At 63.0% G+C, this 14,012-nt stretch carries 20 protein-coding genes; 8 read left to right on the forward strand and 12 right to left on the reverse strand.

The window, feature by feature from the left end; genetic code table 11:
* Window positions 1-85: 85 nt before the first annotated feature.
* From ACQ86G_RS20995 to ACQ86G_RS21025, 7 genes are all read right to left on the reverse strand, one after another.
* Entirely contained in the window at window positions 86-577 is a 492-nt protein-coding gene (locus ACQ86G_RS20995) for a hypothetical protein (RefSeq protein WP_431257140.1), read from the reverse strand.
* On the reverse strand, window positions 577-1,578 hold the full coding sequence (locus ACQ86G_RS21000; RefSeq protein WP_431257141.1) for a DUF4238 domain-containing protein: 1,002 nt from the start codon (window positions 1,576-1,578) through the stop codon (window positions 577-579). The genes ACQ86G_RS20995 and ACQ86G_RS21000 overlap by 1 nt, the downstream gene beginning before the upstream one ends.
* A gap of 20 nt (window positions 1,579-1,598) precedes the next feature.
* Window positions 1,599-2,603, reverse strand: coding sequence for a hypothetical protein (locus ACQ86G_RS21005; RefSeq protein ID WP_431257142.1), 1,005 nt, complete (start codon window positions 2,601-2,603; stop codon window positions 1,599-1,601).
* A 380-nt stretch (window positions 2,604-2,983) separates the two neighbouring features.
* Window positions 2,984-3,235, reverse strand: coding sequence for a hypothetical protein (locus ACQ86G_RS21010; protein WP_431257143.1), 252 nt, complete (start codon window positions 3,233-3,235; stop codon window positions 2,984-2,986).
* 204 nt (window positions 3,236-3,439) lie between these two features.
* The gene (locus ACQ86G_RS21015; RefSeq protein WP_431261459.1) at window positions 3,440-4,474 is read right to left on the reverse strand and encodes a DNA-binding protein; all 1,035 of its coding nucleotides are present in this window, start codon (window positions 4,472-4,474) and stop codon (window positions 3,440-3,442) included.
* Window positions 4,475-4,800: 326 nt separating this feature from the next.
* On the reverse strand, window positions 4,801-5,121 hold the full coding sequence (locus ACQ86G_RS21020; RefSeq protein ID WP_431257144.1) for a hypothetical protein: 321 nt from the start codon (window positions 5,119-5,121) through the stop codon (window positions 4,801-4,803).
* A complete protein-coding gene (locus tag ACQ86G_RS21025; RefSeq protein WP_431257145.1) occupies window positions 5,118-5,390 on the reverse strand; it encodes a hypothetical protein in 273 nt (90 codons plus the stop codon). Before ACQ86G_RS21025 ends, ACQ86G_RS21020 begins: the two co-directional genes overlap by 4 nt.
* Window positions 5,391-5,445: 55 nt before the next feature.
* On the opposite strand from ACQ86G_RS21025, the gene ACQ86G_RS21030 reads away from it, so the two are divergent.
* The gene (locus tag ACQ86G_RS21030; RefSeq protein ID WP_431257146.1) at window positions 5,446-5,841 is read left to right on the forward strand and encodes a hypothetical protein; all 396 of its coding nucleotides are present in this window, start codon (window positions 5,446-5,448) and stop codon (window positions 5,839-5,841) included.
* Between the two features lie 18 nt (window positions 5,842-5,859).
* Here ACQ86G_RS21030 and ACQ86G_RS21035 read toward each other — a convergent pair whose 3' ends face one another.
* On the reverse strand, window positions 5,860-6,108 hold the full coding sequence (locus ACQ86G_RS21035; RefSeq protein ID WP_431257147.1) for a hypothetical protein: 249 nt from the start codon (window positions 6,106-6,108) through the stop codon (window positions 5,860-5,862).
* 93 nt (window positions 6,109-6,201) lie between these two features.
* A complete protein-coding gene (locus tag ACQ86G_RS21040; protein ID WP_431257148.1) occupies window positions 6,202-6,708 on the reverse strand; it encodes a hypothetical protein in 507 nt (168 codons plus the stop codon).
* A 134-nt stretch (window positions 6,709-6,842) separates the two neighbouring features.
* Between ACQ86G_RS21040 and ACQ86G_RS21045 the strand changes: the two genes are divergently transcribed.
* Both ACQ86G_RS21045 and ACQ86G_RS21050 read left to right on the forward strand, forming a co-directional pair.
* Complete coding sequence (locus ACQ86G_RS21045) at window positions 6,843-7,199, forward strand: helix-turn-helix domain-containing protein (protein ID WP_088404272.1); 357 nt, start codon at window positions 6,843-6,845, stop codon at window positions 7,197-7,199.
* A 46-nt stretch (window positions 7,200-7,245) separates the two neighbouring features.
* Window positions 7,246-7,542: a BPSL0761 family protein gene (locus tag ACQ86G_RS21050; protein WP_088404271.1), complete on the forward strand. Its 297-nt coding sequence runs from the start codon at window positions 7,246-7,248 to the stop codon at window positions 7,540-7,542.
* Window positions 7,543-7,553: 11 nt separating this feature from the next.
* Here the strand turns inward: ACQ86G_RS21050 and ACQ86G_RS21055 are convergent, their stop codons facing one another.
* On the reverse strand, window positions 7,554-7,787 hold the full coding sequence (locus ACQ86G_RS21055; RefSeq protein WP_421038142.1) for a helix-turn-helix domain-containing protein: 234 nt from the start codon (window positions 7,785-7,787) through the stop codon (window positions 7,554-7,556).
* A gap of 365 nt (window positions 7,788-8,152) precedes the next feature.
* Between ACQ86G_RS21055 and ACQ86G_RS21060 the strand changes: the two genes are divergently transcribed.
* Genes ACQ86G_RS21060 through ACQ86G_RS21070 form a run of 3 tightly spaced genes read left to right on the forward strand, consistent with a single transcriptional unit; the run spans window position 8,153 to window position 10,608 of the window.
* Window positions 8,153-8,359: a hypothetical protein gene (locus tag ACQ86G_RS21060; protein WP_431257149.1), complete on the forward strand. Its 207-nt coding sequence runs from the start codon at window positions 8,153-8,155 to the stop codon at window positions 8,357-8,359.
* A 42-nt stretch (window positions 8,360-8,401) separates the two neighbouring features.
* A complete protein-coding gene (locus ACQ86G_RS21065; RefSeq protein ID WP_431257150.1) occupies window positions 8,402-9,640 on the forward strand; it encodes a hypothetical protein in 1,239 nt (412 codons plus the stop codon).
* On the forward strand, window positions 9,637-10,608 hold the full coding sequence (locus ACQ86G_RS21070) for a tyrosine-type recombinase/integrase (protein ID WP_088404267.1): 972 nt from the start codon (window positions 9,637-9,639) through the stop codon (window positions 10,606-10,608). Before ACQ86G_RS21065 ends, ACQ86G_RS21070 begins: the two co-directional genes overlap by 4 nt.
* A 126-nt stretch (window positions 10,609-10,734) precedes the next feature.
* Here ACQ86G_RS21070 and ACQ86G_RS21075 read toward each other — a convergent pair whose 3' ends face one another.
* The gene (locus tag ACQ86G_RS21075) at window positions 10,735-12,396 is read right to left on the reverse strand and encodes an alpha-D-glucose phosphate-specific phosphoglucomutase (protein WP_431257151.1); all 1,662 of its coding nucleotides are present in this window, start codon (window positions 12,394-12,396) and stop codon (window positions 10,735-10,737) included.
* A gap of 146 nt (window positions 12,397-12,542) precedes the next feature.
* Between ACQ86G_RS21075 and ACQ86G_RS21080 the strand changes: the two genes are divergently transcribed.
* On the forward strand, window positions 12,543-12,962 hold the full coding sequence (locus ACQ86G_RS21080) for a hypothetical protein (RefSeq protein ID WP_431257152.1): 420 nt from the start codon (window positions 12,543-12,545) through the stop codon (window positions 12,960-12,962).
* On the opposite strand, the gene ACQ86G_RS21085 is transcribed toward ACQ86G_RS21080, so the two are convergent.
* A complete protein-coding gene (locus ACQ86G_RS21085; protein WP_088404265.1) occupies window positions 12,951-13,367 on the reverse strand; it encodes a zinc ribbon domain-containing protein in 417 nt (138 codons plus the stop codon). The two genes, ACQ86G_RS21080 and ACQ86G_RS21085, sit on opposite strands and share 12 nt — an antisense overlap.
* Window positions 13,368-13,481: 114 nt before the next feature.
* Here ACQ86G_RS21085 and ACQ86G_RS21090 point away from each other — a divergent pair, with 114 nt between their 5' ends.
* Window positions 13,482-13,982 (forward strand): MgtC/SapB family protein, encoded by a 501-nt coding sequence (locus ACQ86G_RS21090; protein WP_088404264.1) that lies wholly within the window; start codon window positions 13,482-13,484, stop codon window positions 13,980-13,982.
* Window positions 13,983-14,012 lie beyond the last annotated feature (30 nt).

Raw genomic sequence — 14,012 nt, forward strand, 5'->3', positions numbered from 1 at the left:
TGTTTTCCGGATTTGGCGGCACGAGCAGCGCCGCTCGCGATACTGCTGCTTCTAATCCCCTGTGGCGCCGAACCGAGGAGGAAGCTCAAGGGACGTCAGCGATCTTCGCCGCGTGGCGTAGCAGCGCAACGATCAGCCTGGCGCACGAGTCGCGGAACTCGTCATGTAGTGCGGGGTCCAGGAGCGGGGTTAGTGCCCGGGCCGAATTACTTTCATGCTGGACGCTGAAAGCTTTTCCGTCCGCGTGGGCGATCGTGCCGTGGCGCAGTTCCATGAGGAGGTCTCGCAGAGCCTGGAACTTGGCCAGATCGACGTGATGCGGGAAAGCCTCCCGCTCAAGCGCGTCAAGTTCCACCGCCATCTGCTTGTTCGAAGCGACTGCGGCGCCATCCTCGTAGCCGACCGTATAAAGCTGCCCGAAATACACGATCGCCAGCCGGATTAGGTGCCGCGCCGCGCTCTGCGCTTCGGTTGAGTGCAGAGCCTCACTTGCCGGAAGGCCCTGCAGCCGCTGCGCCAGATCGAGACAGTCCCGGCAGTCCGTGAGCGCCGTGGCCCACAGGAGTGCACGTCCCATCAAGGGTTTCGCCACTGCTGCCCCTTCGTTGGAGTGCGGGGTGTCTCTTCTGATGCGTTCTGAGTGTTCAGCGCGGCGGCGAGGCCCGCATCCGCGTTGACCGCCGCTGGTTGCGGGCGTGGGCCGAGGCCAAGCCCCGCGTCGGCGGCCTCCTTGGCCAGACGGGCTTGCAACAAGCGCTTGTGCGCGAGATCGGTGCCGTAGACGTAGACGCTTGCCTGCTCGACCATGAAGCGATTCAATTCCCTCAGGAATACCACGTCCCCTTTCTTGACGATGCGGCGGGCCGTTTCGCGAGAGTTGAACGCCAGGAAGGCCCGGTCCGGAGCCACTGGTAGGTACAGCAGAAAGTTGTCATTGAGCGCGCCGAACAGCGTCAGCGGCCGGTCCCCAATGAGCAGCCGCTCCGAGGTGCCAGTGAACCGCCTTGTCACCCACGAAGCCTCGAAGATCGTCCGGTTGAGCGCCGAGGTCTGGATAAGCGTCGGCAGCGAGCGCGTGCCGAAATCGTTGAGCAGGTCTGGGGAGTTCTTTTCCACGTAGCGCCTGAGGCTTGCCTCGGGCTGCGGACCGCGCGAATCCAGGAAGTCGTCGGGCCAGGTGTCGAGCTCGTCGCCCAGGGCCTCGATGCCACGAGCGCGCACATGCGCAACCGTGCCCGGACCGCGTAGGGCCAGCGACACCAGAAAGAGCGTCCACGCGTACTGCTGTTGTTCGGTGAGGCGGTTGAGCTGATCGTCCAAGATTGCTCGATGAACCTGCGACGCGGGTTCGTCGACGTGCAGCGTCATGAACTCTCGCTCAAGAACCTGGTTCGGTTCCCCACGCTCGCGGCCGATGGCATAGAGGTCGCGCTCCTTCGCAACAGACCTCGCCTTGTAGCGTTTTTCGGAGATGTCGCCCCGCAGCCATCGCATGGCGGACAGGCGGCCGTTTGCGTTGCCTTCCCAGCGGCTCAAAAGGAATCGCGGGATGAAGTGATGCTCTTTGTGCGTTCCCATGTGCAAGGGCAGCCGGCGTGTCAGTCGCAGATGTGGATGCCGGTGTGGCGCAGCATGTCGGTGGATCTCATCGCATGAAGGCCTTGCATGGTGGACAAGCGTTTGGACGCCGGTGTGATCAGCCTGGCGACGCGACGGATTTCGGCATCCCGCAAGCCAAAGACCGTGCCGGCCAAGCGAGGGGCATCACCGTCGAGGGCATCAACGATTGCGTTCATCGCGCCCTGCAGGTCCGGGCTCAGCCGGGTCACGTTCAGGTCGTCAAACGCGAAGCCCAAAAAGACAAGGCGTTCGGCCTCCGAGATGATCTTCTTGGCCCGATCGAAGCCCTCGGAGTGCTGGTCCCCGCGGTGCTCGGGAATCACCCGGATCTGCGCCGCGGCTTTGGTTACCAAGCGCTGACGATGCTGCTCGTCGGCCGAGGAGATACCGGAGTCGCGCAATCCGCCCAGCCCATAGGGAACGAAGTTCTGCGATTGGGGGTTAAGGCTACCCAGGCTGCCATACACGTGGACGATCGGGAACTGCGCTGTCGCTGTCCACGCTTCGTCATCGGTCAGCTTGTACGTGTGCCGCAGGAAGCTCCACAGTGCCAGTTCCAAGGAACGGTCGTAGTTGAAGGTGACGAACGAGACCTTGTTGCTGCCCAGGTGCTCGCGAGGACAACGGATGGCATTGAACACGGCTGCGTACCAATCGTCGTCGTTGGCGTCGTCAAACAACCGATGAACTACCTCGTAGCCAAGCAAGACCTTGGCGATGGCAATTCGGCCGATCTCCGCGAACTCCATGCGATTCGCGAGGAACGCGTCAATGGACGGCGCCTTTGATTCGATGAAGGCCTGGAAAAACTCGGTCGTCGAGGGTTCAACGGCGATGGGTTTGGGCCGATCAAGAAACTTCACATCGTGCAGGTACGTCGCCGGCACTTTCATGATGTCCTGGCGCAGCTTGACGCCCAGGGGAAAGCCATAGGGGTAGCTAGCGCCGGCGCCTAGAACGAACACGGTGTTTTTGTGAATCAAGGCCTCTCTCCTCCCTTGCGTTCCTATTCTGCTGCATGCAGCACACGCGGGGGCGACCGGAGTCGAACGTGCTCAGGCGACCGGTGGCGGTTCGCGCCAGGTCCGCCTGAGCCACGTCACCCTCGGCGCGGTTGATCGGTTCGTTCGTCGCTGCGACATCTCGCACGATCTCCAGGCCCACGACGGCAGGATCGTGAACTGGGCCCTGTGGAGCTCCCGGTCGACCCTGCCGCCGAGGTGACGCCGCCGGCGGAAGTCGCGGCGAGGGCGAAGCATGTGATCGAAGTACTAGGTACGGCTTCGCTGCCACCCTGAGTGATGGTCTACCGCTTGGCCAAGTCAAACGCGAACTGAGCGGCCGGCGCGATCTCGCCCTTTGCTCATCTCACGAGGGCGATCAACGCCAATACGGAGCACCCCGCTTCGGCAATAAGCAAAAGCCGCCTGGTGCGGGGGTTAGGGTAGATCTCGGGAATCCCCCACCCTTTCACCGCATAGCGCAGATTAATGACAAACAGTGACGTCACGGCCACCCCTAGCAAAATTCGAAACGGGGCGGGTGGCAACCAATTCAACAGCACCGCCGACGCCAACACCCCCGTCAAAAGCGTAAGCGCAGAGATGAGTTTCATTTCAGTTGATCACTTGCAAGATTCGTCGGCCCACTTATCCATCCAGAACTTTGCAACAGCTAGGTCGCCTCCGCCCTGCTCGTACTGCCTCGCGAGCTCGGCGTTCCGCGACACCCACATCCTGCAAGGTGTAGTAGCCCATTGCGCGGGCAAGTCGATTCAAGAGTTGACGCATGGCGGTGATCGCATTGAAAGGGCAGCTGGTTAGGACTCGGCCTGGGTAAGCATTGGCGGGTTGCCGGCGGATCCGATGCGGGCCAGCACGTCCTTCATCAGCTGATCTTGCGCCTGCGCTGAGGCGCTGAGTGCGGCGAGCTGGCGCTCCAGTTCAAGGTTGCGCTCACCCAGCGCAGTGGCCCGGGCAAGCAGCGTTTCGTACTGGCTGTTGGCCCGTGACGCCTGGGCCCGCAGATCATCGGCGACCTGGGTCTGTGCGGCCAGTCGCTGCGCGGCAGGTTTGAGTTCACGCAGCAGATCATCGAGCTGGCGTTTCTCCGCCCGCACGCCGGTCAACTGAGCCAGTGCGTCCGCTTTCTCCTGCAAGCCGTTACGCAGTTCGGTGTGCTTTGCGGTCAGCGCTTCGGAGGACGCGCGTAGCTCCCCTTGCAGATACTGGAGCTGCTGCTCATGCTGGCGCGCCTCGCGGTCGCGTTGTTCGCGCGATGACTGACGGAAGTGCTCCAGCGCCTCCCGGGCGTTGTCGTGCTTCTCTTCCAGCGAAGCTATGTGGCTCCGTGCCGCCTTCAATTGCTCCTGGAGGCCGGTGACTTGGGCACCGAGCTGAGCGGTCTGCTCAGCGCGTTCCAGGCGGGTTGCCGCCAGATCAGCCTCCAATTCCTGCCTCCGCGCGCGCTCGCCAGCGAGTTCGGCCGCCAGGCGCTCGATCTCCAGGCGCGCTGTGCGCGCGTCGGCCTGCGTCCGCTCCAGCGCCTCACAGACGCGCTTGAGTTGGGCAGCGTGTCCTGATTGCAGTATGTCCAGCCGCTCCTTTGCCTCGTACTCCAGCCGTCCCGCCAAGTTGGCCACGAACGCCTGCAGTTCCTCGCTGACCGACGCCTGTGGGGAGCTGACGCCGCCCTCGTCGGCCTCGATCTCCTTGAGGTGGCGGTAGATGGTGGCCTTCGAGCCGGTGTTGCCCAGTTCGATGCGGATCGCATCGATCGACGGGTGCTTACCGGCCTTCATTAGGCCCATCCTTGCTCGCTGTACTTCTGCCTTGCTCACGCCTGGTCGTGCCATGTCCGCCGCCAATTTCGTATGTGATACGTAATGCAGATGGTACGTATTACGATAAGAGATTTCAAGAGCCAAATTGCGCGTTGCAATGAGATTGGTTAATGTCTGGTTATTCAACCTGAGCGCAGGAATGCGACGTGGACCCCATCCGAAGGGGCCAAAACCGTCTGGAACCCTGGTTCCCCGCGAAAAGTCCGCTGAAATCCGTCCTACTCTACGAACGAACGATTTCCGGAAAACAAGTAGACGCAACGCGCCATCCGTCGCCGCTCGCGTCGATCCAAGGAGGAAGATGATCGCAAGGGGCCGCTGCCCGGGAGCTGAATGGCTTATGCCGATCCCGTCGAAGGGGTGTCCGGCGCCGGGACGATGCGTGTGACCTTGGCGCCCTGGAACGCCCGCTGAACCGCCGCAGCGGCTCCGTTCAAGGCCTCTTGGGCCGTGCGCGCTGGCGTGATGAACTGGAGTTCTACTGAGCACGTCGCGCCGGCTCCGACCAGCGTGTCAAAGCATCCTGCGTCGTCCAGCCGCTGCATAAGCGACTCCATCACGGGGTCGTGCTCGGCCAGTTCCACCTGCAGCGTGAACTCGAACTCAAGGTCAACGACCGCCTTCGCAGCCAAGTCCGCCGCTAAATGCGCGTTGCTCATAGTGCCGCGGCCGGCTCCACCTCGCCGGCGGCCAGTTCATCATGCGTTGGGGTGGCGACTGCCTCGCCGTCGCGCCGCAACTCAGCACGGCTTCGTTCAAGCAGGCCGCGCTTGGCCGGGTCGGCATTGATGCGACGTCGAGCTTCCAGGATGGCGCCCCTGTGCTCGGGCCGCCGCTGGGCCCAGTCCGCAAGAAGCGCACCATGCCGTTGTGGGTAGACAGCCCACCACTCGACGATCGTCGACGCGTCGTTCAGGTCCAGCAGCATGCGAGCCCTTTGAAGTTGGAGCTCCGCTATACTGTATGCAAATACAGTATCCATCATGTTGGTTCGGGCAGTTCGACTTCGGCGCCAAGGGGTCCGGCTTCCTATTGAAGAGCTGCGGGCGGAAGTTCCGCTCGCGGGCCATCTTCTGATGCGGGAAAGCGCATATCAAGGCCGCGACGGACGCGGTAAGCAGGTCTGCCTGCTGATGCCGCCCTCAGGCAGTGCCGTCCCGATCGTCGAACTGTTCTCGGCGCGGCTCCTGCGCATCGAATCACGCGGCCTCCTGATCGGAGGCCACGAAGAGTTCTGGAACAGGAAGCAGAAGACCTCGCATGTGCAAGTGCTGTGGGCCTGGCCCATGCCGCCGGAGATCAGGGAAGAAGCACCACCGTCCACGGTAAGCAGCCCGGAAGTGCGTCGTCTCCTTGAGGCATTGGACGCCATGGCTTGATACCTTGCAGTCTTGCGATCAAGCTGCGCCCGGCCCGGTGCCCAATGCTGGGTTCTCGACGATGCTGCCATCGTTGAGCCAGAACTGGATCGCCCAGTTGATCGTGATAGACATGCGCCGCTCGCCATCGATAACCCAGTGGATGGCCTCCCCGTCGAACATCAGGTGTCCCTGGTCAGGCTCGATCAGTTCGTCGTACTGGTCTCGAGCGGTCATAAAGTTCAGCATGATCCCTTTACGGATCTCGAAAAAACGCTCCGTGTTCATCTCCGAGAGGTGGACGGTGAAGTTGGTGAACTGGGGGCCGTGCTAGCGCCGGGCATGAACCGCACGTGCCGCGGCCCACATGAGAGCGGTCGCCTATTTCGCATGCGATGAACGACGCCTGGTCCGTCCCGATCCAGCCGATCTTGGCCGTAGCGCTCGGGAGCCGCCGTTCAACCGCAGCAGCAGTTCTCCGCTGGGGCCAGCCTTCGGCGGCTCGATCAGGATGCCGGCCTCTAGCTTCTTCCCGGCCACATCCAAGAGGGTGACGAACTTGCCGGCCTCGCTGCTGTCGAGCCAGACTTCGTTGATCTGCCGCGACGACCATTGGCCCGTCGGCGATGCCCAGGCCGGAATCATGGCGACGAGTCCTCGTATGCGGGAGGCCTCGATGGACTTGATCGCGTCGGCCAAATCGGTCTCCCAGGCGATGCACAGGGTGTGGCTAGTCGCCCAATCTAGGTTGCCGGTATCGGCCCGTTCTACGGTCAACAAGTACCACGGGGCGTGCAGCGTCATCTCGACGACCCGCCAGTGCTTGCCACCCGGGACGTTGAGGCCTGCGGGCATCTGAAACTCGTACTGCGGAAGCGAGAGAAACATCAGTCTGATGCCGCAAACAACGAGGGTTGGGCGGCGCGATTGTTGACATGCGGACAATTGTTCGCGGCCCCCGTCCATATCCAAATTTTTGATACGGCGCGGGCTCGGATACGGTGCGAGGCTGAGAGCGATACATGGCCAAAACTCTGCACAGCCGACACAACGAGATATTTCTGGAAAAGCTGCGCAAGCTTCGGGAGTCCCGCGGCTTGCGCCAGGCTGATCTCGCGCTTCTGATCGGCCGTAGCCAAGGCGCGGTGAGCTACGTCGAGAGCGGTCAAACTCGCCTGGACATCATCGGCCTGCGAGACTGGTTGGAAGCGCTGGACTATGGCTTCTTGCGCTTCCTCAAGGAACTCGACGCAGACTTGCGCCGACTGGATGCGCTGAGGATGCGTCCCAAGGCGGGGAAGCCGGGCAAGCGTGCGGCGCGGACGGCTCGAACACAGCTCAGCCAACTGCTTCTTGCCGGTCCCGTGAGCGACGAATGAATCGCCCCAGCCATCGACCCGCACGACGATCCGATGAGGCCTGGGGATGACTACTCCGGACGAGCGGCGCCGCAACCTTCTGTGGGGGCGTGAGATGCTGAAGGAGTTCAGCGTGGACACCGGCTTGACGTCGGACTGGCGCGCAGCTGCCGGCGTGCTGCTGGCCAGTTATCCGTCGCTGGACTTCCTGCGGCACTTCGACGCCACTGAGCCCAGCGAGCTCGATCCCTACGCCGGCGTACTCTTTCAGGTGCGAATGCTCTTCAGCCGCGTGCTGGCCAGTTCCTGCTGCTCCGAGCAACGCGCATACAGCCTTCGGGTCGTGCTCCGACACTTTCCATAACCGGTCTGCGGCTACAGGAGGCTGGGAAATTGATGACGCTGAATTCGCTCGTCAAGACGTTTGACAAACGCTTCGAGCGTGGTTCCGCAGGCATGCGTCCATAGGGCCAGCTCGAACACGTCGACGCGCCGACGCCCGGACTCGCAACGACTGACGATGTCCTGGCCGATCTGCATGCGCTCCGCCAACTCCATCTGGCTGAGGCCGGCCTCAGCCCTGAGGGCGTTCAGCTCCTCAAGGAACAACTGGTACTTCTCACTATGGAGCGGGCTTCTCATCCTGTTGCGGCAGCGACTGCAACAGCACAGGATCAGAGGGAAGAGAAATTATGGGAAAACGCCATAATTCAGAGGGACTAGTCCCTGATCCACCCCGAGCTTCGCCATCGACTCGCATGCGTGGTCGCCTTGCCCTCTCGCGACGGTGAGGCGCAGCTAATGCGCTACCCGACGACTCCCAGCCGACCTCGGCCTCAAATCGGATAATCCATGCGGGACCTATCGCAGGCCCATGAGTTAGTGGGCGAAGCGCTCTACGCGCGCGTATGCCGTTCAGCAAGTGCCCCGCACAGGGCGCCCTTGAAAATTCTGAGGCTGACGAGACCACAGGGATGGATGAAGACTTCTGGGCCGAATCGGATGTCGAGGCTGTCGAACCGGACCAGTTCCGGGCGGTGTTGGTATTGGGATTGAGAACGCGCTTGGGCGATGACAACGATGTGATCCGCATCCCTCTTACGGGCGAGCACCCCACTGCGGACGAGGCGCGCGCTGCCGCCCGCGCCGCCATCGCAGCAATGGGGCAAGGCGGTCAGTAGGTCAACACGGCAACGCATCCTTCACGAAGGCACTGAGGCACGATGACGCTCCTACACCAAGGATGCATTTACTGTGGCCAGGATGGGCCGTTCAACGCCGAGCATGCGATCCCGGCCGGCTTGGGCGCGGGTGACGAACTCGTGCTCGAAGATCTGGTGTGCAAGGCGTGCAACGACTTCTTCTCGCGAGATTTGGAGGTCCGAGTGCTGCGTCGCGGCGATATCGGTCTTGGACGCCTGGCGCTGCAGCCGCACGGGAGGTCGAGGGGAAGCAAGACGCGCGCGCCAACCTTTGAGATGTCCTCCGCCAAGCTGTTGACCGAGGATGGGCGCGCGCTGGAGATCGCGCTTGGGACGGGTCTGGCGCCAGAGATCCTGCCGCAGCTCACCCTTCGCGGCCGTGAGTTGGAGGGCAACGGAAGCGATCGCGCCAAGGTGGGCGCGTTCTTGCAGCGCCTGGACCGGGTGTTGGGCGAGCGCATCGAGCTCGTGCTCAAGCGCCTGGAGTCTGAAAAGTCGCTCACCTTTGAGGATCTGCGCTGGAACGGCGGCGCCTATGAGCACGTCGGCGCGCGGACTGAAGGCAAGCCAGGCAAGGACGCGATCTGGATGGAATCACCGCAGCCCGACACAGGCGGCCTTCCGAGGGCTCTTCAGCGCCAGAACGGCTCCATCGTTTTTCAAGTCAAGGAGCGCGATGTGCGTGCGGCGGCGACGTTGGCGACGCTCCTCCGTCGCAACTTGCCCACGCTCCAGCAGTCCCTGTCGTCCGTGGCGCGAGAGACTGACATCCAGCAGCCGCAGATCAGGGTCACGGGCCACTCGCCACTGGAGGAAGACGTGGCCCGGTTGATCGCCAAGATCGGTTTCAATCTCCTCGCCCTGGAACAAGGCGCGGAATTCTGCCGACACACGCGGTTCGACGTCCTTCGCTCGGCCGTTCGCACGGGCAGCCCTGAACTTCTCATGTCGGAGTGGAGGGAGACCGAAGGCCTGTTGCCAATGCTGCGGCGAATCTTCGCTCAGCGGCACTGGATGATGCTGGCGCCCATGCCTAACCCAGCGACGCAGGGACATGGGCTTGCCTTCGGCTGTAGCTTTTATGGCGGCGTTTCCCGGATCGTTCTGCTCACTGAAGACCTGCCGGCGCAGAACTTTGACTTTCACGTCTTCTACGCGGTCGACTACCAGACGCACAGCGTCGCCCGATACGACCTTCGCCAAATCGTGCAGATGATGCAGCAGCCAATGCAAGGCGATAACACGGTTGTTTCTTCATGAACGCCAACGTCCAGCAGTACATCGATGCCGCCGATCGTGAGAACACGACACGCAGCTACGCCTCGGCGCTTCGCCACTTCGAAGTGGAGTGGAAGGGGCTGCTCCCAGCGACGATCGATACCGTCGCCAGGTACCTGGCGGAACACGCCACCGTCTACAAGATCAGCACCTTGAGGCTGCATCTGGCTGCGTTGGCGCGGTGGCACGCTGACAACGGCTTTGCGGATCCGACCAGATCGCCGCTCGTGCTCAAAGTGCTCCGAGGAATCCGGGCTAAACACGCTGCTCCGCAGCGTCAAGCACGGCCTCTTCAACTCGACGTCTTGGAGCAGGCATGCGAATGGCTGTTGCAAGCGCAAGTCGCAGCGGTTGAGAGTGGTCGCCGTGCTGAAGCGCTGCGCCGCGCGCGCGATCGATCCCTGCTGCTGCTCGGATTCTGGCGAGCGTTCCGGTCGGACGAGCTTGCGCGGATGCGCATCGAGGAAGTCCGAGCCGTGCGCGGTCAAGGGCTAACGTGCAGGCCAGGACGAACGAAGACTTCAGACGAGGAAGACGATCGAGCATTCCGTTGTCCGGCGCTGTCGCGGCTATGTCCCGTCGACGCCTACCTGGACTGGCTCGAACTCAGCGGCAGAACCACCGGGCCTGTCTTCCCAGGTATCGACAGGTGGGGAAACATTGCTCATGAGCACATGGCCAGCCAGGCGGTGCTCCCGCTGTTGCGACGGATCCTCAAGGATGCGCAGGTTCAAGAAGCCGACACCTATTCCAGCCATTCGCTGCGCCGCGGCTTCGCAGGCTGGGCGAGCGCCAACGGGTGGGACTTGAAGGAACTCATGGAGCACGTGGGGTGGCGCGACGTAGGTTCAGCCATGCGCTATATCGATGTCCCGCAAGACTCGGTGAAGGCCAAGATTGAACGCGCGCTGGCCACCAGCGACGGTAGACCAACCAAAGCCTCGCGCTGAGGCAAGGTGCCACTTGAGGGTCCAGCACCTGGCCCCAGCGCCCGTGCAATCCTCTCGCATGTGGCCAGTCGCGAGACCTGCTCACGCACAGGGCGCGGCAGTCGGGGGCGCGCGATGGCCCCGCCGTTAGCGGTTTGCATCCGCCATGCTGCGATCAGCGATCGACCCTGCGTCGCAAAGCAGCTTTTGAAGGTGCTCGTTGCTTTCGAAGCTCTCTCCGTAAATTTTGTATACATCCTCGGTTCCAGAGGGGCGCATTGCGACCCAGCCGCGGCGCGAAGTCAGCTTGACGCCGCCGATTGGCTGATCATTGCCCTGCGCTCGCGTTTGCACTTGCGTGATCTCATCGCCGACGAGCATCAGCCGCTGAAAGTCTTCGGCGTTCGCGTTCGACAACCGAGTCCGCTGCTCCCGGGTGGCGGGAGCGTCGATGCGATCTGACCACGTCGACCCTAGCGTGGCACTCAACGTGCGGTAGTACAGCCCAGGATCCGCCCCGGCACGCGCGGTGATCTCCGCAGCGAGCAGCCCTGCCGCGATCCCATCTTTCTCCGTTGTCCACACCGAACCGTCGCGCCTTAGGAACGACGCTCCGGCGCTCTCTTCACATGCCATCGCCAGTTCACGGTCATAGAGACCCTGGGCGAACCATTTGAAACCCACTGGCGTCTCCAGGACGCGGCGATCCCTGGCCCGCGCGACTCGGTCGATCATGGAGGTCGTTACGACGGTCTTGCCTACGGCCGCAGCGGCTGGCCATTGGGGGCGATGCGTCAGCAGGTAATCCGTCGCGACGCTGAGGAAGTGATTCGGTGGCAGCAGGCCGCTACTCGGACATACGACGCCGTGTCGGTCATGATCCGTGTCGCAAGCGAACGCGACGTCGAACAAGGAACACTTGCGCGTGAGCGCCTGCATGGCGAACGCGGAAGACGGATCCATGCGGATCTGGCCGTCCCAGTCCAGCGGCATGAACGAAAACGTGGGGTCGACGTTGGCGTTGACCACGGTCAACGGGAGGCGATATCGGTCGGCGATGGCTTCCCAATACATGACGCCGGCACCGCCCATCGGGTCGACCCCGATGCGAACCCCCGAATCTCGAATCGCTTGCAGGTCGATGACGTGGCTCAGCGCCACCACGTAGCGCTGCAGAAAGTCGTAGGGGCGCTCGGCCCCAGAGGCCAAGGGCCTGGCAACTACAACGCGTCTCACGCGCTTGCAGTTCTCCACGAGATGCTGGTTGGCCAGTTCCTCGATCGCCGTTGCGGCTTGGCTGTCGGCCGGCCCGCCGTGGGGAAGGTTGTACTTGAACCCACCGTCCCGCGGTGGATTGTGTGAGGGCGTCACGATGATGCCGTCGGCCAGAGGACCGGGCGCGTGCATCCGGTTGAAGTCGAGGATGGCGAGGGAAACAGCGGGCGTTGGCGTGAACTGGCCTGACGGCGCCACACGGACATCTACGCCGTTGGCCGCGAGGACCTCCAGGGCACTCGTACGCGCCGGCAGGGACAACGCATGCGTGTCGATGCCAAGGAAGAGTGGGCCTGTCGTCCCCACGCTCCTTCGATAGTCACAGATGGCCTGCGTGATCGCCCAGATGTGCCGCTCATTGAAAGAGCCATCCAAGGACGAGCCGCGGTGCCCGGAGGTGCCGAACCGCACGCGTTGCTGTGGGTCTTCGGAGTTGGGGATCAGTGAGAAATAGGCGCCCCGCAGGGCGCTCACATCGATGAGGTCCTCCTCGCGCGCCGGCTCGCCGGCCCGAGGGGAAATGCGTGTCGTCATCAGAGTTCCTTGGTCCGATCGTGAGGAGCTGGGACCTCGAACGATCGGAAGTTGTCAGTCTTGTAATCCAGCGGTCAGTGTTTGGCGGGGCTGCCAGTTCCACAGTTCGACCCTTCTCGGCAATCGACGGGCACAGGGTGGTGGAAATGGGGCGAGCCAAGCAGATCGATCGGCAGCGGCCTCACTGGGGCATCGTCCTGGTGACGCTGGCGCTCTTCCTGTGGGGATGTACGACGCCAGGGGTGCCGACTCACCTCGAAAGCCAGGGTTGGCGTCTTGCGACGCTTTGGGCGGTGCGCCCCGCGGCAGAGTTCAAGGTGCCGGCTGCGTCGCTGGATTGCCGCCGACCCGAAGACACGACCGCGCCCTATGCCCTGGCCAGCTACCGGAGCAACCATCGGGGCTGGATCCTGCTGCTGCCGGCGGGAACGACCCAAGCGACATCAGACCCGCGCTTTGTCCTCGTCAAGCCAGGCTCCTGCGAAGCACCAATCGAACAGCTCGCTGACGGCGAAGCACCGCCACTGCAGGTCGAACGTCCAGACGAGCGAGGTTCAACCAGATGAAGCGGGAGACGCGGCGGGAATGGGCGTGCCGCAATTTGGGCAGAACTTGCCTTCCGTGCCGAGCGGTTCGGCGCACTTCCCGCAAGCCGTGGGGCGCAGCGCGAAACCGCACTGGGTGCAGAAGCGGCCTGCAGCGTTGTTGCTCGCGCCGCAGCGCATGCAGGCGACATGCTGTTCGTTGGAGCGCTCCATTGGCGGCTGCGACGGTTCCGACCATCCCGAATTCCGACTGCCGTGCGAGTCGTACCTCGGGTCGCCGAGACGGCGATGCCCGCCGTGGTGATCACTTCGTCCGTGACCACCGCTGTGGTGGCCGCTGAACAGGCGGCGAAGAATGGACATGGTCGCTCCGATACATCGTGGTTGGCGGGCTGGGAGCCAGGGGGCTGCCCAGTGCGTCGCCATGATGAGTTGCCGCTGCGGGCAAGCCGCTGACGGCGCGATTACGGTGTTGTCAGGAATGCCTAACGCTTGCCGCTTTGCCGATCGTTCTCACTATCAAACGGCTAGGAGCCAAACATGACAGGTCAAGTGAATTGGGTCGAGATCGCCTCCCACGTGATGGACTTGGGGATCGCGTACGTGCTTGCGTTGCCCATCGGCTGGGACCGGGAGCGCAAGGAGCGCAGCGCTGGCATACGCACCTTTCCTCTCGTGGCCATCGCCAGTTGTGGCTTCGTGCTGGTCGCCATCCGTGTACTGGGCATCGACTCGATCGGTCAGGCCCGCATCCTGGAAGGTCTCATCACCGGCGTCGGCTTCATCGGAGGTGGGGCGATCCTGAAGCACTCTGCCGGCGCTTCGGGAACAGCCACTGCGGCAAGTCTTTGGGCGACCGGCGCGGTCGGCGGTGCGGTTGGCTACGGCCTGTATGACATCGCGGTGATCCTCAGCCTGGTGACCTACGCCACGCTTCGCTGGATGGCGCCGCTGAAAGAGGTCGCGCGCACCGACGACGAAGGGCCGTCCGCGGGTGCTCAACCTGCTTCTGCGGCCGACCGCGCCACTCTCAGAAGCTGACAGTTTTGTAATCAACACGCACGGTTTGCT

It is taken from the genome of Roseateles chitinivorans, assembly GCF_050632145.1.
In the GTDB taxonomy this organism is placed as follows: Bacteria; Pseudomonadota; Gammaproteobacteria; order Burkholderiales; family Burkholderiaceae_C; genus Roseateles; species Roseateles chitinivorans_B.